Consider the following 18,882-nt stretch of genomic DNA (forward strand, 5'->3'; position numbering starts at 1 on the left):
GCAAATAATTTGATAGTTTTTAATAAGAGTATTCTTCTATATTTTCTTTTAAATTTGAGTTTTATTTACTCAATATTTTTAACTATATATCTAAATAATTATGGATTTTTGATGTTAAGTATTGTAGGAATAAAATTTTTTGATATAGCATTTAAATTATCAATCTTTCAAAAAATAAATAATGGAGTACTTTTAGAAGAGATTATGCCAAATATAAAAATTTCATTAGTTCTAAGATATTTTAATGCAGTTGCTTATCCTGTAACATTTCTATTTGCTACAAATTATTTTCAATATTGATACTAATTATCAAAAAATATTAAGTTATTTTTAGTTATATTATTATTTATGAATAATATAGAATTTAAATACTTAATACTCAATGCAAAATATTTTACAAAATATGAACCTATAATAGAAGTATGTAATGATGAAATCTTTGCATATGAAGCCTTATCAAAGTTTGAGATTGATAATAATCTTATTTCTACTGAAGATATTTTTAGACACTTACATCATAATAATAAATTATTTTTTGAATTAGAAAAAAGAAATAAACAACTACAATTTGAAAATTTTAATGTAGATAAAAAATTATTTCTTAACTTTGATGCAGACATTTTTGTCTCAAGTGAACAGCAATCATATTGGGAACTTTTTTTAAACGATAAAAAAGACAATATAGTTGTTGAAATCACAGAAAATGGTAGTGATGATGAAACTAGTGCAAATATAATGAGAGATTTTTCTTCTTGGTTAAGTAGTAAAAATATTGATACTGCACTTGATGATTTTGGGCAAGATGGTTCAATGTTCTCTTTTTATATGATGAATGGAAGCAAATATATAAAAATAGATAAATCATTTTTAAGGCAAATAGAAGCAAATAGAAACTATTTACACTACTTAAAAGGTGTTTTAAAGACTATAAAGTTAAATGGGCAAAAAAGTGTTATTGAAGGTGTAGAAACAAAAAGAGATTATGAACTAGTAAAAGAGTTAGGTTGTGATTATATGCAAGGTTACTATTTTGATGAATATTTAATTGTAAAGTAGTGTAATTTTTATATCATCTAAATATGATATAATTTGAAAAAATAAAAAGGAATAGTATGCAATATCTTATAATTGCTTATGATAATGAAAATGCACTAGAAAAGAGATTAGAAGTTAGAGATGCACATGTGCAAGGTGCTCAAAAACTAATGGCAGAGGGAAAAATAATTAGTGCAGGAGCACTAATAGAAGAGGACATGATGGTTGGTTCAACACTTTTTGTAGACTTTGAAACTGATGAGGAATTAAATGAATGGTTAGAAAATGAACCATATGTTACAAATGATGTATGGAATATGGATGAGTTCCAAATCGTTCCTGTGAAGCTACTTCCTAAAGATTAATAAATAACCACAAAAAACCCTATAAAATCGATACTTTGTAGGGTTTAAAACTGCAAAACAATAACAATCAATTACAAACTTTTTAGAATAATTACAGTATTTTTACGGTACTGAGAAACTTTTAGAAAGTGAGTACCGTAATAAAATGGCAAGAATCGTTAAACCCCTTAATGATACGCAACTTAAAAATGCTAAAGCTAAAGAAAAAGATTACAAACTAAGTGATGGAGAAGGTCTTTATTTTGTAGTTAAAAAAAATGGAACAAAATCATGGAGATATGACTTCTCTTATGGTGGAAAAAGAAAATCTATGTCTTTTGGTATTTATCCCACTGTATCTTTAAAAGATGCAAGAATAAAAAAAGATGAAGCAAAATATTCACTAGCTAATAATATAAATCCTATATCAATTAAAAAAGCAAAAAAAACATCTGAAACAATAACTTTAAGTGATGTAATAGAAGATTGGTTAGAGTTAAGAAAAAAGAGTAAATCAGAATCTACTATTATTCAAAACAAAAGAATACTTAAAAATATCACTATATGGCTTGGTAATATAGCAATAAAAGATATTAGAAGAATAGATATTATAAATGCTTTACAAAAGTATCAAGAAAAAGGTGTAATAGAATCTGCTCATAGATTATTAGCTTTAGTAAATAAAATATATATGTATGCAGTGACAAATGAGTATGTAGAGCATAATATTATTGCTAATATAGATAAAAAATCAATTCTTATACCAAATAAAAAAGATGCACATCTTCCAGCACTTATAGAACTAGAAGATATTAAACAGTTGCTTATTGATATAAATTCAATAAGTGAAAAATATAGAAGTGATATAAGTACTATATTTATCTTTAAACTACTTCCTTATGTATTTGTACGAAGTGAGAATATAAGATTAATGCGATGGAATGAGTTAAATTTAGAAGAGGGCTATTGGGCTATACCAAAAGAAAAAATGAAAATGAATATAGAGTTTGTTTGTCCCTTACCCCATCAAGCTATTACGCTTATAAAAGAGATAGAACCATATTCAAGACATAGAAGTGAGTTTGTATTTCCTTCTCCTCAAAAAAGTGATAGAGGTGTATCAGGGGCAACACTAAGTGATACATTAGTAAGACTAGGGTATCAAAATCGACATACAGTACATGGCTTTAGAAGTATGTTCTCAACTACTGCACATAATCTTTATAAAGAGCATGGTTTTCATTCTGATATTATAGAAGCTTGTTTAGCTCATAAAGAAAGAAATAGAGTAAAAGCTTCATATAATAGAGAATCAAAATTTAAATATTTTGAAGAGAAAAGAGAATTGATACAGTGGTATGCTGATTGGTTGGATAATCTTATAATAAATAAAATTTAAATATAATTATATTTAATTAAATTATTATATGGATACCAATGTCTTCTTTCAACAACAAAAATTTTTTATTTTATATAACACTAGTAACTGTTCCTTTAATTATATCTCTTACTTATATTTTAATTAAAGAACTTACTCTTGCTATAAGTTTTATTATAGTTATTATTTTGTATTTTACTAAGAATATTTGGTTACCAAATAATCATAATAAATACAAGCTAAAGTTTCTTTCTTTAGCAGGTTTTATCACATTAGCATTATCTAATAATTTCTTGAATAGCTTGATGGCTGAAAGTTTAAAAGATTTATCAAATAATAGCTTTTTAAAGTTTATGAATATCTCTACTGACACCTTTCCTTTTTTATTTATAATAACCCTTTATACTATTCTAGCGATTGCAATAAACTATTTTACCTCTAGAGAGAAACCTATTTTAAATAAACATCCAAACAAAATACAAGATACTTTCAAAGAAAAAAACTTTGAAGAAAAACTTAAGTCCTTTTGTAAAAGTTTAGAATATGATTTAATAAGAATAGATAAAGAATTAAATTGGAATGATTCTTATTTTATTCCTCTTGAAGCTGAAGTCGAAATAAAATCTAATAAAATATATAGAAGAGAGATAACTAAGCTTAATGCAGCAATAAAAAAGAATAAGAAAGATAAAGCCTTTTTAGTATTAGGAGACCCTGGTTCGGGTAAAAGTACTTCGTTACGTAAATTATGTTTTGATTTATTAGGTGATGTTGAAAAAACTAATAGAGTTCCTATTTATGTCAATTTAAAAGAGTGGATAATAGACAAAAAATGGGATGAAGATAATCCACCTACTGCAACAGAACTTCATACTTTTATCAAAGAAAATATGATAAACAGACTTGATAATGTATGTGACACAAAATTTATTAATCAATACTTTGATCGTCTATTAGAAAACGGGCATTTATTTTTAGTTTTAGATTCTTTTGATGAGATACCAGCAGTTTTAGATGAAGAAGACTCTTCTTGGCTTATTAACGAATTATCTAAAATAATTTATAAATTTTTATTGAATGGACATGACTCAAGAGGTTTATTATCTTCACGAATTTTTAGAAAACCTACAAATGATTTTAATGTAAATATTTCATATGAGATAAAACCACTTGATGACGATAAAATTATTGCAATAATGAGAAAAAGGATTGATAACAAAGAAGATTTAATAATAAAATTATTTAAAGAAAAACCAGAGCTGTTATCTCTTGCAAGAAATCCTTTTAGTTCTGCTTTAATTAGTTTGTATATAGAGAACCATAATAAGTTGCCTATAAATCAAAGTCATATATATGAAGATTTTATAAATGAACAGTTAAATTTATCTTTATCTAGACCTAATGTAAAAAAATTAGATAATAATTTGATAATAGATATAAGCAAAATGATTGCAAATAGAATGTATGATAATTCTATATATGGTTTAGAAATGCCTATAAACTTAGTTTATGAGGAGTTAAAAAATAAATATTCAGAAGAAGACATTTCCTTGGCAATAAATGAATTGAAGTATTCGAAAATTATTAGATTAGGAAATGGATATAATCAATTATTAAGTTTTGTACATAGAAGGTTTCATGAATATTTTGTAGCAATAAATTTAATTGATAAAGATATTGAATATATGATGTTGGAATCAATACCCAAAGATACTAAATGGAGAGATTCTTTAATAATGTATTGTGAACTCTCAACAGAAAAAAAGGTAGTTAAAATTGCAAAATATTGTTGGAATGAAGTTAAAAAGATTGAAAATCAAAATGTAAATCAAGGTGATGAACAATATTCAAGATCTATACATTGCCTTAGATTTTTAAAAGAAGCATTTAGATCAAGAAGAGAATGTTTGAAAGATTTTGAGCTTGATTTAAAGGTTTTCTTAAAAGAACAGATTGAAAGTAAAAAAGGAATTTTGCATAAAAAGTTTACTGTAGAAGCAGTTGGATTATTAAGTGATAATGACATTGATGAAGTAATAACAAATGTATTGAATATTAAAAATATGTGGATTAAGGAAGAATCTTTTAAATCATGTAGACATTTAGGTTCAATTAGCAAAGAGTTATCAATAAAAATAAAAAAATATTTATTTTCGATTGATTCTTTAACTTTAGTTTTAAAGCGTAAAAATATAATTTTTTCATTAAAAGTTTCAAATGCATTTACTTCTATTTGCAAAATTATAAAACTTAAAATTTTAAATATTTACATACAAGTTATCAGTTCTATTATTTTAGCAATTTTAGCTCCTTTATATGCATTAACTTATATTCTTCTCATTTTTATATATGAACTTGTAGTAAAGTTACTTGGATTTAAAATAGAACGAAATTATGAGCTATTATTTACAATTTATGCTACCATTGCGATAATATTATTAAATGCTCCAGAATCTAATAGGGTATTTTTATTGGATATAAATTCTATTAATTTGAATTACATAATTTATTCAGTTGTAATAATTTTAACTTTTCCTTGGTTTGAATTCTTCATAAAAATACAGTCATTTTATTCTATATTAAAATCAATAACTCTAAAAAAATTTAAAGAATTTCTACTTAAATTAAGTGCATTTATTTTAATTGTTATTGTGGGTCTCTTTATGATAGTCGGAGTTGGATTCATTGCAAATAAATTTACTACTATATTTTTAATAATAGGAAGTTTGTCTTTTCTATTTCTTTTCATTTTCTTAATATATATTAGAGTTCATGATTACTTAATTCTAAAAAAAATAAAATATACTAACATAATAGAACGAGATACTATAAATACATCATTACAAAAATTTAAAACACAATGGGGACAAGTAAGGTATGTTAATAAACTTGATAGCTTGAGTTGTAAGTTCATTGGAATATGGGGGAATGAAGTTGAATATAGATGTAAAAATGAAGAAGCAGAAACTTTATTAGCTAAGCTTGATGAAAAATGGCTTGGCTTAAGTTAATATAGAGACGTAGATAGTTATTTATACAAATAACTATCTACGTCCATTTCATAACCTCTATCACTTTTTTCTGTTAAATCAGATTCTTCTAATTCAAACTCATAGCCATATTTATCTAAATAATCAGTTTGTTCCAAGTACTTATCTGAAAATGCAAACAAAGTAGGATCTTTAATCATTCGTTCTGATTCAGCTAATAAATCAATAAGTAAGTCAACTTTATGATTAGGTTCTAATCTAATTAGCTCTTTAATATCATCAAATTGTTCCATTGCTTCATCAAGAAACCTTGATAATCTAAATGGACATTTATATTTTTTTATTTCATCAATAAAATACTCATTTTCAGTTTCGTAGTAGAATGTTGCACAATCTCCAACTGGCTCTACTGGTTTTCCTAGTTTTATTACAATAATCATAGTTTTTCCTTTTAAATTTTAATATAGAAACTTTACAATTGTATTTATTAAGTAATGATTATATATAATATTATAAATAATCATTATTTGGAGAAAAAATGGAAGATTTTTCAACACAAAATATTGACAAAATATCCCATAATATAGCCTCTTTATCAAAAGATATGTATGAGATAAAAAAGACTATTTTATCTAAGGAAAAAGAGAAAGAAAAAATATCAAAAAAAGATAAAAAAAGAAGAGAAAGTCTTAAAAAGGCACAAGCTAAGTTTAAAAATGTATCTACAAATTTAAGTCTTGAAGATTATGAAAAGTTTGAAAAAAGGTTTAAAAAATTAGGATTAAGTAAATCTGCTTATTTAAAGAAATTGATAATGGATGATAACTTAGAATAGAGTATTAATAAATACAACATATATTGAGATAATAGTAAATTTTAGTTATTAATTAATCAAAAAATTATTAACTTTAGAATCTAGAAATTTTTTAGCAACTAATCCTAAAGTTTCAATACTAATATTTTTGAAATTTTTTTTAATTTTATTTCTAAACTCATTATCTTTTATAGCTTCATAAAAATTATAACCATTGTCATTTAGTCTAACTTTAATATCCCAATAGTTAATATCAGTAGTTGTTCTTGAGTAAAACTTACCTAAGTCTCCTTGTGTATCTACTATCACTCTTTTATCAAGCAAAATATCCCAATGAAATAAAAACTTTTCATCTTCTAAAAAATCTTTAAATACAGAAGTATTTATATACTGAGTATTACTTTTTACAAATTTATCTAAAATTGTTTTTAAATAATCAATATCTATTTGCATGGTGTTAGTTTTCTTCTCTTTATATAATTTTTAAAATTAATTCATCATATTTGAACTTTCTTAAAATCAAGCCAAGATATAAGAGCTTGTTCTAAATCTTTAAGAATTAGAATTGGAATACGCTTTTGATCCTTTATTTCACATAGTTTGTTATATACATCTTTATTGTGATCATTATCACTATAGTTATTATCAAAGTCATTTAAAAAACAAAGAGTATCCTTTAACTCAGTTAATATTTTATAAACATCTGAATCCTCACCAAATAAAAACATAGATTCTCTATATGAATGAATAAACTCTTGCTTGATTTTTGAATGGTTTTCTTTCTCTTTGGAGTAATAATCTTCCACAAAGGATAAAGAGTTTTCATATACTGTAAATCTTCGATTATAAAGTTCAAGTCTAAATTTGTACCTATTTATTTTATATTGAGAATAAGCAATATATGCGACACCTAATGAAATGATAATTGGTGTAATCGCAATTATCCAGTCAAAACAACTCTTATCTGATATAGAATAACCCATTTTTAATTTCCTATTTCTTGATATTTTTCAATCATCTCATACAATTCTATTGCAAATGGGTATAAGTAAAGTATAACGCTTGAAATATCTTCTTCTGAATTTATAATCTTCTCTTGAAACTGTGCCCTTGAATTATTTATCATACCAATATTTACAAATTTTTTTATACTTAAATTTCGTTCATCAGTATTAAGTGTGTTTAATAATCCATAATTTTGCTTAGCTTGAATAGGTTTTTCAAGACTTTCTAATATATCACATAAGTTTAAAAAATCATCTTCTGTAATTTGATTTATATTATAGTAAAGTGATTTTTCCCAATAGTTTAATTCTCCATTTTTTTTGAATGATTTTGTTAATTGACTCAAAATATAAATTTGTAAGGAATCATCCATATCTATTATTTTATTCACTGTCTTTATGAAAAATACCTTTTCATTATGATTTAAACTCTTAACAAAATCTAAAATTGAATTGCCATTTTTATCTTCAATATATTTTAAAAATTGTGATATTTTATTTTCCATAAAAGCAGTTTTCATTGTTAAAAAGTACTGTACTACTTTTGTATCATTCACTGTATATTGCAAAGTTCCTTTGGCTATAGGTACTATTATATTGTCAAAAAAATCATTTCCATTTTCATCTATACAATCAATTATCTTCTTCATATATCCTCTATGATTTTAATCTCTAATTCATCAATCATTTTACTTATCTCTTTATCTTTAATACTTATTTTAGTATTTGATTTTTTATCAATCATAAGATCTTGATTAAAAACTACGATTCCATAAATATGCAAAGCCATCCACAAAGAACTAGCCTTTTCTAAATAAATCTTTTTTATTTCTTCTGTGAAACTTTCATCATAAACAAAATCATCAGGCTGAGCATCTTTAAACTGCTCATGAGATATTAAAGTTTGGTAAGTAACCGAATTTTCATTTAATTTAGGGTTTTGGATATTTATATCAGTATTATAAATTATGATTTCATCATTTTTATATTTGTATTTATGTTTTACCAAAGGATAAATGTCAAAATCAGCTAAAATTTTGTTTATATCATAATCCTTATCACTTATTTCTAAAATGTGTTTAATAACATAAAGTTGCAATACTCCTTTAGCAAAAACGAAACATTTTTCTAAATCAAATTTGATATATTCTTTTTGATGTCTTACCATATTTCTGAAATATGATAAGACTTTTATTAAATTTTTATCTTGGTTTATTTTGTACTGTTTCAATGATGGTTCTAATTTATCTAAAACATAATCAATTTTTTGATTTAAAAGAGAGCTTTTACTAAGCTTTTCTCGTTGACTTTTTGAATCACTGATATTTTCAATTTTGATTTTTAAATCAATAAATATTCCATCAAATAGATCTATAAAGCCTGATATATCATTCAAATTATATTTTATTTTTCCATCAAATATATCATATACAAGGTATTGACATAATAATATGTTAAGCAAATCATCCTCATTTTTTAGCTCTAAGTAGTTATCTAAATACTTTTCTAAATTTGAAGAAAAGTGACTATTACGCAGAAGAGGAAATTCTTCATCAAGTTTTTTTATAATATCTACCCTGATATACTGACTTTGGAAAACTATATTGTTAATATTATTGTTATAGAAGTATAATTTTTCTATTAAAATAGGTGTTTTATATATAAAAGAATTTAACTCGACCAAATATCTATATTTTTTATTGTACTCTTCATACGAAATATTTTTAAAACTAAATAAATCTTTTTCATCAAGCCTATCCATATAATGAATCATATTGTTTGTTGGTATTATCTCTAAATTGAATTTTTCTGATGATTCAAAAAAGAATCTATTTTGTTTGGAAAACTCTATTAAATCTATGATTATTCTATATCTTTTAAATGGATAGTTAGAACCAATATATTCTGTTTTATTAACAGTTGCAAAAAAACGGTATTTATAAAATCTACCTTCTATTGTTTTTAAACTATTTTTATCAAAACAATTTTTATGTTCTTTAATAATTACACTAAATACTATAGCTCTATTTTTTTGAAATTTTACCTCTATATCACTGATTTCAAACTGCTCATCATCTAACTTTTCAATTACAAAACCTCTTAAAGTTTCATCATTAAAAGAGAACTTTTCTACATTTGAAATATATGCCATCATCCACCTTCTACAATCTTAATCTCTTCATCTGTTAAATCATAAAGTTTATAGACCATCGCATCTATCTCTTTATCTGTTTGACACATAAAAAGAAAATCTCTCAATAATAATTAATTAAATTTTATTAAAAATAAAATAGTTTAATATAAATCACTTTAACTTATTATGATTTATCTTTCCTTTTTTCTCTTCACTCCCAGTATATTTTGAAATCTTAGAAATTATCACATCTAAATTATCTTCACACTTAAGATATTTACTTATTTGAGTAAATGCTTCATCCATTCTTTTGTGTTCTTCTTGCATAATATCAAGGTTATGTAGTTTTATTTTAAGGTCATTTGATTTTTCTTTTCATTTTTTTTTCACATAAAATATGCTTTTGTTAAAATGACTCCAAGTGTATGTCAACTGATTTTCTCCTAATCCTTCAATGGAGGTAGTTGCCATCCTTTATAGTAAGCAAGCATTCTTGTTGTAATACCTAAAGCAAGTAGTGTTATGATATAAAAAATTGTATTTAATCCTACAAGGTGTAAGATGTAATATGTTATACCAACTCCAAAACTTATTGTTCCATAAAGACCTGTTCTCATAAACCATGGTACTTCATTTAGAAGAATATCTCTTAAGATACCCCCTCCAACTCCATTAAAAAATGCAACAAATGCAACACCAAATATGTTGTAACCAAATTCAATTGCTATCATTGCCCCAACTATAGAAAAACATATGACATCAATGGCATCAGCAAATATAAAAATAAATTTTTTTTCAAGTTCATGTTTTTTGTAAACTTTAAAAAATCTGGAGATAAATAAAACTACAATAACAATAAGTACTGGCATATAGTGAGTAAAAGAGTAAATATCTCTACTTACGAGAACATCTCTTATTATTCCACCACCTAATGCTGTTAAAAAAGCTGCTATAAATAATCCAAGCCAATCACAACCTTTTTTTACGCCAAATAAAAAGCCACTAAGTGCAGCTGATGCGATTCCTATATATTCAATAAATAAAATAATATCCATATTTCCTACTTAAATAAAGTACCGTATTTTATACCTACTATGCATAAAAATGAATAAATTTGAAGACTATTGGTTTAAAAGCTTGAGTTTATAAGTTTTGTTATTATTTGTGAAGATAAAAAGGCACGAAAACGTGCCTTTTTTTATAAGCTTTGAACAATTTTTGGTTTTGTAAAAGCGTTTATAGGTTTCAATTCACCTTTGAATTTTTCAATTTCAACTAATGCAGTATGAGCAATATTACTTTGAGCTAATTTTGATGTTCCTTTATCTATAGTAAGAACATTTACATTACCATGTTGGCAAAGTGTTTTATCTCCTAAGTTTTCAGGTGAGTACCAAGCTCCTTCGCATAATACAGCAACTTCATCTATTACAGCATCTGTTACATAAACACCAGCTAAAATTTCACCTCTATCATTAAATACTCTTGCAATATCACCTGTTTTTAATCCTCTTCTTTTAGCTTCTTTAGGATTGATTAGTACAGGTTCTCTTCCACTTATTTCATATAAACCTCTAATAAATGTATTATTTAATTGAGAGTGTAGTCTATATTTAGAGTGTGGACTAATAATATGCATTGGATATTTTTTAGTCTGTTTTTTATCACCTAACCACTCAATTGGTTCCATCCAAGTTGGGTGTCCTTTACAATCATCATAATTAAACTTAGCAATTACCGGAGAATAAATTTCAATTTTTCCTGAAGGTGTACCAAGTCTATGTTTATATGGATTTTCTCTAAAGTCAGTATATCTAGTATAATTTTGAGTAGCTTTATCGTCATCCTCAAATCTTACATACCCTTTTTCCCAGAATTTATCAAATGATGGCATTTTTAAATTCATAGCTTTTGCTTTTTGTACAGCATCTTCATAGATATATTTAACCCACTCTAATTCAGTTTTTTCTTCTGTAAATACTTCTTCATATCCCCATCTTTTACAAAGTTCTTTACAAATCCAGAAATCACTTTGGCTTTCACCTGCTGGTTTAACATGTGCTTTTCTAGCAATAATATACTCTTTTGTTCCACCTGTTTGGTCAATATCAACTCTTTCAAGTTCTGTTGCTACAGGAAATACAATATCAGACATTTTTGCAGTAGAAGTCCAGTAAGGTTCAGCTGTAATTACAGTATCAACTTTTTTCCATTGTTCAATCATATTATTTACATCATGGTGTCTTGTAAGTGGTGAACCAGATGCATTATACATTAATCTAATATGTGGAAGTTTGATTTTTTTCCCATTTTGGTCTAAATCTTCTCCTGGTCTTTGAATTGCTTCAATTGATCTTGATGAAGGAATTACAACATCATGATGTTTTAACCAAGGTGCATTTGGATATTTTTTATTATATTTTTCAGGAATAGATTGGCTAATACCAGTAATTGTAGGAGCTAACTTATCTGTTGCACCACTTGAATTATATGCAAGTGAGAACTCAATTCCTCCACCTGGTAATCCCATGTGTCCTAGCATTGCTGCTAATACTGTGCACATCCAGTGAGCTTGCTCTCCATGGTCTTGTCTTTGTAGTGCTCTACCGCATAATAGTACTGTTCTTTCTTTTGCTAATGTTGTTGCAAATTTAGCAATTGTTTTTTCATCAACACCACATATTTTAGATGCCCATTTTATATCTTTTTCTTGACCATCTTCTTTACCTAATAGATATTTTTTAAATTTATTGAAACCAACAGTATATTTTCTTATGAATTTTTCGTCATATAGTTTTTTTGTATATAAATAGTGTGCCATACCAATCATTAAAGCTACATCTGTATTTGGTTTTACTGCAATGTGTTCTGCATCTAAGAATTTTTGTGTATCATTCTTTCTTGGGTCTACACTAAATGCTTTAATTTTACCACTAAACACTGCAGCTTGTAGTTTTTCATAATCTTTGTAACATCTATGAAGTGGTGTAGACCAAGTAATTTGGTTTGTAACTAATGGATCACAACCCCACACAACAACATTTTTTGCATTTTCAATAATTGATTTCCATTTTGTTGGAGTATCATATACAGAAGAACCCCCAAGAACGTGAGGCATAATAACAAGACCAGCACCAGTAGAGTAATCACCTGATTCAGTAACAAATCCACCTAAAATTCTCATCATTCTTCTTGATACAGTTCGTCCCCAACTTACTCTACCAGAACCACCCCACCAGTAGCATTCACCATAGATACTTTCAGGTCCATGTTTATCAAATGTATCTCTCATGTGTTTTGCTGCTAAATCAAGTGCAACATCCCAAGATACTCTTACAAACTCTTCTTTCCCTCTTAGATGGTTATTTGAAGGACCTTTTGCTTTAAGAAATGATTTTCTAACCATAGGATATTCAACTCTAGTTTGATTTTGAATTCTATCAGCAGCTGCTTTTATCATAGGGCTTGGGAAATAGTCACCTTTAAATGCTTTAGTTTCTAAAACTTCTCCACTTTGAATTACTGCTTCAAACATACCAAATCTATTTGAACTTAATACTGTTTTTCTATCAAAATTAGTTAAATCTGCCCAACCATCAAAACCTTTTGCTTTTACAGTTGTTGCTGCACCAAGAATCGAACCATATTTTATAAAATCTCTTCTTTTCATTTTAAACTCCTTTATTTTGCATCAGCCGCATGTTGCTGAAGATATTTAATGATTAAATTTTTTGTTTTAGGTTCAAGTGTTACTTGTTCCATCATACTCTCAATTTGTTGTGGCCATTGATTTACAGTATAAGCATTAGATGCAGGTAAATGGTGGCACATTGAACAACTTTGTTCATAAGTTTTTTTAGCTTTAAGTTTTAATTTATCAGGATTTTTTGCAATATTTTTTGTATCTATTGTAAAAACACCTTCAACTTCGTGCCAAATTTCACCATAATCATCTTCATGTTTTTTGATAGTTTTAAAGTATTTGTTTGAGCTTTCTTCATCTTTAAACTCAGCATATAACTCTTTTCTTTTTAAGTCTCTAACTATCATTTGAGGATAATTTTCTAATCTATATCCTTTTATTTTAATAGTTGCCTTATTTGCTTGCTTTTTTACTACATCAATTGGAGTTAAGACAGTTATAAAACCTAAGTCTTTTCCATTTTGTAGTATTTTTGTTCGCTCATTGATTACGGAATCTTGAGCAAAAGTAAAGCTTGTTAATGAAATTAAACTTAACAATAACAAACTTTTTTTAAGTCTTCTCATTTAGTGTCTCCTATATTTGTCTTTCAACAAATGTTATAAGAAGAGTATAAAAAAAGTATAATCTTTTATTTTTTATTTAATAAAAAAAAATAAAATTATTTTAATGTTAATTTATAACCAATTCCTTGGATATTCTCAATAAGTTCTGGATAGATTTTTTTTCTTAGTTTATTGATAAACATTCTTATGGCATCTGGAGTAGCTCCATTCTCACTCCAAACATAACTCTCAATTAAAGAAAATGGCACAGTATGCTCTTGATGTTTAATTAGTAGTTCTAAAAGTTTTTGTTCTTTTCTTGTAAGATTTATATGCTCATTTTTTTGTTTTAGTTCTTTTGTTTCAATATTATAATTAAAATTATTTTTTAATTTTAAAATTTTAAAGTCATCATTAAAAGAGGAAATAGCTAAACCCATTGAGATTAATAATTGCTTTTTATCAAAGGGTTTTATTAAGATACTTTTACTTTTTAGTTCAATTGCTTTAAGCATATTTTCATCTGTGTCATATGCAGTTAAAAATATTAAAGGTATATTAGGGTCAATCTCTCTTATTTCACTACTCATTTTTAAACCATTCATTTTTGCCATATGAATATCTGAAATTATTAAATCAATAGAGTTTGTTTTGAAAACTTCAAGTCCTTCAAGTCCATTAATAGCAGTATAAACACAATTAACATATTCTTGAATAGATTCAACTATTATCTCTTGTAAACTTATTTCATCTTCAACGATTAAAATATTTTTATTCTCTAATAACTTAGTAATTTTATTATACATCGCTCTCTCCAAATTTTATTAAAAATTTTGTTGGGTCTTTATAATTTGATAAAGATATTTCACCATTCATTTTATTTTCTACTAATAGTTTGCACAAATATAATCCTGTTCCCGTTCCTTGTGCTTTTGTAGTAAAAAATGGTTCAAATAGTTTTTCTTTATTATCTTTAGATATACCTCTTCCATTATCTTGAATAGTTAAGTAAAATTGATTATTTTCTTTTTTTAAAGTAATACTTATTTTTGCTTCAAATAGAGGTGTTTGACGTAAAATCAAACATAATTCATCTTTTGCATTACTAATTAAGTTAATTAAAACTTGTTTTATATATGAAGGATAGCTATTGCAAGTATAGTTGATATCTTTGTCATATTTAAACTCAAGTTCAATTCCATTGATTTTCATTTGAGGTAGAGTTATTAAAAGGATTTCATCAATAGTTTTGATTAAATCAAACTCTCTTTTATCAAAATCTTCTTTATAGAAATTTCTAAAAGCATTTACTGTCTCATTCATAAGCTCAATAGTATCTCTTGACCTTGATAAAAACCTACTAGCTTTATATAAAGAGTTTTTTTCTACTATCTCTTCAGCATTACTAATTAGCATTAAAAGAGTACTTAATGGCTGTCTCCATTGGTGAGAAATTGCACTTACCATCTCTCCTAGTGCTGCCATTTTACTATTTTGTATTAGTAATTGTTCTTGTTCACTCTCTTTTTTTTCTAAATATTTTTCATGACTAATATCATTTAGTGTAATAATAGTTCCTTCTAATTGTTTTTGAAACTTATTTAATAAAGGAGTTATTTGTACACGATAGACTTTATTATTTTTTTGTAAGTTGTAAGATTTTACAGTAAATAGGCTCTTTTTAATATCATGAAAACTTTTTAGTTCATTTATATTTTTTTTATTTTTTAAAACAGGAAGAATAGTATCTAAAGGCTTTTCATAAAGACTTTTACTTTTAATATTAAAAATTTGTTCAAAAACCTTATTTATAAAAATAATATTTCCATTTTTATCTGTTAATAAAATTCCCCAAGTAGGACTTTTGGCAAAATGTCCTAATAATAAATGTTTTTCATAAAGTTTTTTTTGTGTAATTGACATAAAGATTATTGTTCCAAGTCCTAATATAAAAAGGATTAATGATGAAATTAGATTCATAAATAGTTGTTGATTTAAAGTCTTAAAAATCTCTTTTTTTTCTAAAACAGAAACAAATAACCAATCACTATTTTTTAAGCTTTCATAAGTGAAAATAAACTCTTCACCTTTTAAGTTAAAAGTTTTATCTCCTTTTTTTTGTTTTGAGAAGCTTTGCAAAAATGCTTTTAATTTACTATTATTAAAATCAAGACCTAATTTATTTGATTGTACAATTACTTCAGATTCACTTGTCATCAAAAAGGCAAAACCTTTTTTTACAGGAAATAGTTCAGATAGCTCTTTTTGTACAGAATTTAATTCTAAATCACTTGACATAACTGCTAAAAGTTTACCATTTTTATCATATATAGGTGAAGCAATACTTATGTAAAGTTTATCTTCAAATCCAGCTGAACCTACATAAGGTTTTGAAATTGTTGTTGTTCTTTTTTCAATAGCTTCAATATACCAAGGTCTTTTTGTTGCAATATAATCATCTGAATAGTACCAGTCTGTTCTTCCTGAGATTGTGAAGTTATCTGGATAAGAGATATAAACACTTTTAAAACCATCTCCTGAAATCATAGCAGTAGTTAACATCTCTTTTATTGAATCAAAATCTCTAAATCTATCTTTTTTTATTAGTTTTTTCCCCATAGTCTCAACGATTCTTTTTAATGCAGATAATCTTTCATCAAACTTTTGTTTATATGAACTTACAAGTTTTAATTGACTATGAATTGTTGTATCAAGTAAGTAGCTTCTATTTTTATTATATGTAGTACAAATAACAAAAATATATACAAGGAAAAATATAATAGATATAAGAATATAAACTCTATTTCTTTTCATACGACTAATACCTTTGACACATTTTAAATATTTCAATAAAGTAATAATAGTATAGTTTTTCTAAAATATAATTATTATTAAAAATATTTTTTAATTTATTAAGTTCTAAAAATACACAAGATAGCACAAAACTTATACTCATATAAAAATAATACTATTATAATTAAAAAAATCAAGTTTAGGGGAAAATTATGAAGAAGTTATTAGCTATATTATCAATTGCAGTGGTGGCAAATGCTCACTTTTTAACTATGCTTCCATCAACAGATAATGTAAAAAGTCAAAAAGAGGCAGATTTAAAAATTGAGTCTATGTTTATTCATCCTTTTGAACAAACAGGCATGCAAATGGTAAAACCTGAAGGTATTTACGTAAATAGTAAACAAAATAGATTAAAATTAAAACAAATTGAAAAGTTTAATAAAAAAGCTTGGAAAACATCATACAAAATTAAAAGACCAGGTGTTTATAAGTTTTTTACTATTCCAAAACCATATTTTGAACCAAGTGAAGGAAAGTTTATTTCACATGTACCAAAAATTATAGTAAGTGCGTACGGTTTAGAAGAGGGTTGGGATGAACCAATAGGTTTAAAATATGAAATTATTCCTATGTCTAAGCCATTTGCTTTATATAAAGGAAATATATTTACGGGAAAAGTTTTACACAATGGTAAACCAGCTTCAAATGTTGAAGTTGAGGTTGAGTTATATAATGAATTTAATTTAAAAGCACCAACTGATGCTCATATTACACAAGTTGTTAAAACAGATGAAAATGGTAATTTCTCTTTTGTAATGAACCATAAAGGATGGTGGGGATTTGCCGCACTTATAGAAGAGGGTGAGAAATTAAAAGATGGAAAAAAATATCCAATAGAAAATGGTGCTTTACTTTGGATAAAAGCTTATTAAGAAGAAGGTAAAATGCATATATCAGATGGAATTTTAAGTCCCGAAGTAGCAACTACATTAGCTGTAGTTGGTGGGGCTATGTGTCTATACTCTTTAAAAGAGATAAAAAATGAAAATATTGCTTTAAGTGCAGCTATGAGTGCACTTTTTTTTGTAGCATCGTTTATTCATATTCCTTTAGGACCTACTCAAATACATCTAATTTTAGTAGGAGTTATAGGATTGTTTTTAGGAAGACTTAGTTTTCTTCCAATTAGTATTGCTTTAATATTACAAGCTACTATGTTAGGTTATGGCGGAGTAACCTCTTTAGGAGCAAATATTGTTATTATGGCACTACCTGCGTATTTAGTTCATTTAATATTTAAAGCTAATTTTGTACAAAAAATTAATGAAAAAGTTAAGTTCTTTTTTGTTGGCTTTTTAGGGGTTTTTTTTGCAACAGTAATTTTAGCTTTAGTTTTATTATTTGCAAAAGATGAATATTTAATTGCTTCTTATACAGTAGTTGCAGCAAATGTTCCAGCTATGGTTTTAGAAGGTATAATTACACTATTTTTATTAATGTATATAAAAAAAGCTATGCCTTCTTTATTAAAAGAGTATAAAATATGAGACTAATTTTTTTACTAACATTTCTTTGTTTATCATTATTTGCACATAGATTAAATCTATTTACTACTTATGAAGAAGATAATTTATTTATTAATGCATATTTTGCAAATGGAAATGGATGTCAAAATTGTAAGATTACAATAAAAGATGAAAATGGAAATGTAATAAAAAATCTATTTACAGATAAAAAAGGGGAAGCTATACTTAAGCTTCCTAAAAATAATGTTACATTAATAGTTGATGCCAAAGGTGGTCATATTGTGACTAAAAAACTTACTTTTCATAAGGCAACAAAAAAAAGTAATACTAAAAACATTGAAGAAGAATCAAAAAGTAAACTTCAAATGGAAAATGAAAAACTAAAAGCAGAGATTAAATCTTTACAAGCAAAGCTTGAAGCTTTTAATTTTTTAAAAACTATTTTTGCACTTTTAGTTATAATAGGGATATTTTATATTTTAAAAAGAGTTAAAAGATGATATTCTCCCCTGCTGTTTCAATATTAGCAGCACTTTTTTATTCAATTATTGTTAGTTTTTCTTCTTATGAAATTTACTATTTATTACCTACAATATATATTTTATATTTTTGT

General features: G+C 25.7%; 20 protein-coding genes. 9 read left to right on the plus strand and 11 right to left on the minus strand.

What is annotated here, in order from left to right:
• The first annotated feature begins 111 nt into the window (after window positions 1-111).
• The 5 genes from CP960_RS13985 to CP960_RS08285 all read left to right on the plus strand — a co-directional run bounded on the left by CP960_RS13985 (window position 112) and on the right by CP960_RS08285 (window position 5,768).
• Window positions 112-300 carry a hypothetical protein gene (locus CP960_RS13985; RefSeq protein ID WP_228152041.1) on the plus strand — a complete coding sequence of 63 codons (189 nt, stop codon included), beginning with the start codon at window positions 112-114 and terminating at the stop codon, window positions 298-300.
• Between the two features lie 48 nt (window positions 301-348).
• The gene (locus tag CP960_RS08270) at window positions 349-1,056 is read left to right on the plus strand and encodes an EAL domain-containing protein (protein WP_101184947.1); all 708 of its coding nucleotides are present in this window, start codon (window positions 349-351) and stop codon (window positions 1,054-1,056) included.
• 56 nt (window positions 1,057-1,112) lie between these two features.
• Complete coding sequence (locus CP960_RS08275) at window positions 1,113-1,400, plus strand: YciI family protein (protein WP_101184948.1); 288 nt, start codon at window positions 1,113-1,115, stop codon at window positions 1,398-1,400.
• Window positions 1,401-1,545: 145 nt separating this feature from the next.
• The gene (locus CP960_RS08280; protein WP_101184949.1) at window positions 1,546-2,778 is read left to right on the plus strand and encodes a tyrosine-type recombinase/integrase; all 1,233 of its coding nucleotides are present in this window, start codon (window positions 1,546-1,548) and stop codon (window positions 2,776-2,778) included.
• Window positions 2,779-3,062: 284 nt separating this feature from the next.
• Window positions 3,063-5,768, plus strand: coding sequence for an NACHT domain-containing protein (locus CP960_RS08285; RefSeq protein ID WP_162919096.1), 2,706 nt, complete (start codon window positions 3,063-3,065; stop codon window positions 5,766-5,768).
• Between the two features lie 17 nt (window positions 5,769-5,785).
• On the opposite strand, the gene CP960_RS08290 is transcribed toward CP960_RS08285, so the two are convergent.
• Window positions 5,786-6,187 carry a hypothetical protein gene (locus CP960_RS08290; protein ID WP_101184951.1) on the minus strand — a complete coding sequence of 134 codons (402 nt, stop codon included), beginning with the start codon at window positions 6,185-6,187 and terminating at the stop codon, window positions 5,786-5,788.
• A gap of 98 nt (window positions 6,188-6,285) precedes the next feature.
• Here CP960_RS08290 and CP960_RS08295 point away from each other — a divergent pair, with 98 nt between their 5' ends.
• Window positions 6,286-6,582 (plus strand): hypothetical protein, encoded by a 297-nt coding sequence (locus tag CP960_RS08295; RefSeq protein ID WP_101184952.1) that lies wholly within the window; start codon window positions 6,286-6,288, stop codon window positions 6,580-6,582.
• A gap of 48 nt (window positions 6,583-6,630) precedes the next feature.
• On the opposite strand, the gene CP960_RS08300 is transcribed toward CP960_RS08295, so the two are convergent.
• From CP960_RS08300 to CP960_RS08345, 10 genes are all read right to left on the minus strand, one after another.
• Complete coding sequence (locus tag CP960_RS08300; RefSeq protein ID WP_101184953.1) at window positions 6,631-7,014, minus strand: hypothetical protein; 384 nt, start codon at window positions 7,012-7,014, stop codon at window positions 6,631-6,633.
• A 44-nt stretch (window positions 7,015-7,058) separates the two neighbouring features.
• Window positions 7,059-7,544, minus strand: coding sequence for a hypothetical protein (locus CP960_RS08305; RefSeq protein WP_101184954.1), 486 nt, complete (start codon window positions 7,542-7,544; stop codon window positions 7,059-7,061).
• A 2-nt stretch (window positions 7,545-7,546) separates the two neighbouring features.
• Window positions 7,547-8,215: a hypothetical protein gene (locus CP960_RS08310; protein WP_101184955.1), complete on the minus strand. Its 669-nt coding sequence runs from the start codon at window positions 8,213-8,215 to the stop codon at window positions 7,547-7,549.
• A complete protein-coding gene (locus CP960_RS08315) occupies window positions 8,212-9,717 on the minus strand; it encodes a hypothetical protein (protein ID WP_101184956.1) in 1,506 nt (501 codons plus the stop codon). The genes CP960_RS08310 and CP960_RS08315 overlap by 4 nt, the downstream gene beginning before the upstream one ends.
• Window positions 9,718-9,870: 153 nt before the next feature.
• Window positions 9,871-10,026, minus strand: coding sequence for a hypothetical protein (locus CP960_RS13760; RefSeq protein WP_162919095.1), 156 nt, complete (start codon window positions 10,024-10,026; stop codon window positions 9,871-9,873).
• A gap of 116 nt (window positions 10,027-10,142) precedes the next feature.
• Complete coding sequence (locus CP960_RS08325) at window positions 10,143-10,754, minus strand: trimeric intracellular cation channel family protein (RefSeq protein ID WP_101184957.1); 612 nt, start codon at window positions 10,752-10,754, stop codon at window positions 10,143-10,145.
• 143 nt (window positions 10,755-10,897) lie between these two features.
• Window positions 10,898-13,369, minus strand: coding sequence for a molybdopterin-dependent oxidoreductase (locus CP960_RS08330; RefSeq protein WP_101184958.1), 2,472 nt, complete (start codon window positions 13,367-13,369; stop codon window positions 10,898-10,900).
• An 11-nt stretch (window positions 13,370-13,380) separates the two neighbouring features.
• Window positions 13,381-13,968 carry a hypothetical protein gene (locus CP960_RS08335; RefSeq protein WP_101184959.1) on the minus strand — a complete coding sequence of 196 codons (588 nt, stop codon included), beginning with the start codon at window positions 13,966-13,968 and terminating at the stop codon, window positions 13,381-13,383.
• A gap of 95 nt (window positions 13,969-14,063) precedes the next feature.
• Entirely contained in the window at window positions 14,064-14,753 is a 690-nt protein-coding gene (locus CP960_RS08340; protein WP_101184960.1) for a response regulator transcription factor, read from the minus strand.
• Complete coding sequence (locus CP960_RS08345) at window positions 14,746-16,761, minus strand: ATP-binding protein (protein WP_101184961.1); 2,016 nt, start codon at window positions 16,759-16,761, stop codon at window positions 14,746-14,748. The genes CP960_RS08340 and CP960_RS08345 overlap by 8 nt, the downstream gene beginning before the upstream one ends.
• A gap of 191 nt (window positions 16,762-16,952) precedes the next feature.
• Here CP960_RS08345 and CP960_RS08350 point away from each other — a divergent pair, with 191 nt between their 5' ends.
• The 3 genes from CP960_RS08350 to CP960_RS08360 are packed head-to-tail and all read left to right on the plus strand — an operon-like array spanning window position 16,953 to window position 18,769.
• Window positions 16,953-17,675, plus strand: coding sequence for a DUF4198 domain-containing protein (locus CP960_RS08350; RefSeq protein WP_101184962.1), 723 nt, complete (start codon window positions 16,953-16,955; stop codon window positions 17,673-17,675).
• Between the two features lie 12 nt (window positions 17,676-17,687).
• Complete coding sequence (gene cbiM / locus CP960_RS08355; protein ID WP_101184963.1) at window positions 17,688-18,290, plus strand: cobalt transporter CbiM; 603 nt, start codon at window positions 17,688-17,690, stop codon at window positions 18,288-18,290.
• Window positions 18,287-18,769 carry a hypothetical protein gene (locus CP960_RS08360; RefSeq protein WP_101184964.1) on the plus strand — a complete coding sequence of 161 codons (483 nt, stop codon included), beginning with the start codon at window positions 18,287-18,289 and terminating at the stop codon, window positions 18,767-18,769. The genes cbiM and CP960_RS08360 overlap by 4 nt, the downstream gene beginning before the upstream one ends.
• Window positions 18,770-18,882: the final 113 nt, after the last annotated feature.

Source organism: Malaciobacter halophilus (assembly GCF_002837275.1).
Lineage (GTDB): Bacteria > Campylobacterota > Campylobacteria > Campylobacterales > Arcobacteraceae > Malaciobacter > Malaciobacter halophilus.

Coding starts and splice junctions, on each gene's coding strand:
- CP960_RS13985 (WP_228152041.1), top strand. CDS start 112: ATGTTAAGTATTGTAGGAATAAAATTTTTTGATATAGCATTTAAATTA.
- CP960_RS08325 (WP_101184957.1), bottom strand. CDS start 10,754: ATGGATATTATTTTATTTATTGAATATATAGGAATCGCATCAGCTGCA.
- CP960_RS08335 (WP_101184959.1), bottom strand. CDS start 13,968: ATGAGAAGACTTAAAAAAAGTTTGTTATTGTTAAGTTTAATTTCATTA.
- CP960_RS08275 (WP_101184948.1), top strand. CDS start 1,113: ATGCAATATCTTATAATTGCTTATGATAATGAAAATGCACTAGAAAAG.
- CP960_RS08285 (WP_162919096.1), top strand. CDS start 3,063: ATGGCTGAAAGTTTAAAAGATTTATCAAATAATAGCTTTTTAAAGTTT.
- CP960_RS08310 (WP_101184955.1), bottom strand. CDS start 8,215: ATGAAGAAGATAATTGATTGTATAGATGAAAATGGAAATGATTTTTTT.
- CP960_RS08360 (WP_101184964.1), top strand. CDS start 18,287: ATGAGACTAATTTTTTTACTAACATTTCTTTGTTTATCATTATTTGCA.
- CP960_RS08270 (WP_101184947.1), top strand. CDS start 349: ATGAATAATATAGAATTTAAATACTTAATACTCAATGCAAAATATTTT.
- CP960_RS08295 (WP_101184952.1), top strand. CDS start 6,286: ATGGAAGATTTTTCAACACAAAATATTGACAAAATATCCCATAATATA.
- cbiM (WP_101184963.1), top strand. CDS start 17,688: ATGCATATATCAGATGGAATTTTAAGTCCCGAAGTAGCAACTACATTA.
- CP960_RS08305 (WP_101184954.1), bottom strand. CDS start 7,544: ATGGGTTATTCTATATCAGATAAGAGTTGTTTTGACTGGATAATTGCG.
- CP960_RS13760 (WP_162919095.1), bottom strand. CDS start 10,026: ATGCAAGAAGAACACAAAAGAATGGATGAAGCATTTACTCAAATAAGT.
- CP960_RS08345 (WP_101184961.1), bottom strand. CDS start 16,761: ATGAAAAGAAATAGAGTTTATATTCTTATATCTATTATATTTTTCCTT.
- CP960_RS08280 (WP_101184949.1), top strand. CDS start 1,546: ATGGCAAGAATCGTTAAACCCCTTAATGATACGCAACTTAAAAATGCT.
- CP960_RS08300 (WP_101184953.1), bottom strand. CDS start 7,014: ATGCAAATAGATATTGATTATTTAAAAACAATTTTAGATAAATTTGTA.
- CP960_RS08315 (WP_101184956.1), bottom strand. CDS start 9,717: ATGGCATATATTTCAAATGTAGAAAAGTTCTCTTTTAATGATGAAACT.
- CP960_RS08330 (WP_101184958.1), bottom strand. CDS start 13,369: ATGAAAAGAAGAGATTTTATAAAATATGGTTCGATTCTTGGTGCAGCA.
- CP960_RS08340 (WP_101184960.1), bottom strand. CDS start 14,753: ATGTATAATAAAATTACTAAGTTATTAGAGAATAAAAATATTTTAATC.
- CP960_RS08350 (WP_101184962.1), top strand. CDS start 16,953: ATGAAGAAGTTATTAGCTATATTATCAATTGCAGTGGTGGCAAATGCT.
- CP960_RS08290 (WP_101184951.1), bottom strand. CDS start 6,187: ATGATTATTGTAATAAAACTAGGAAAACCAGTAGAGCCAGTTGGAGAT.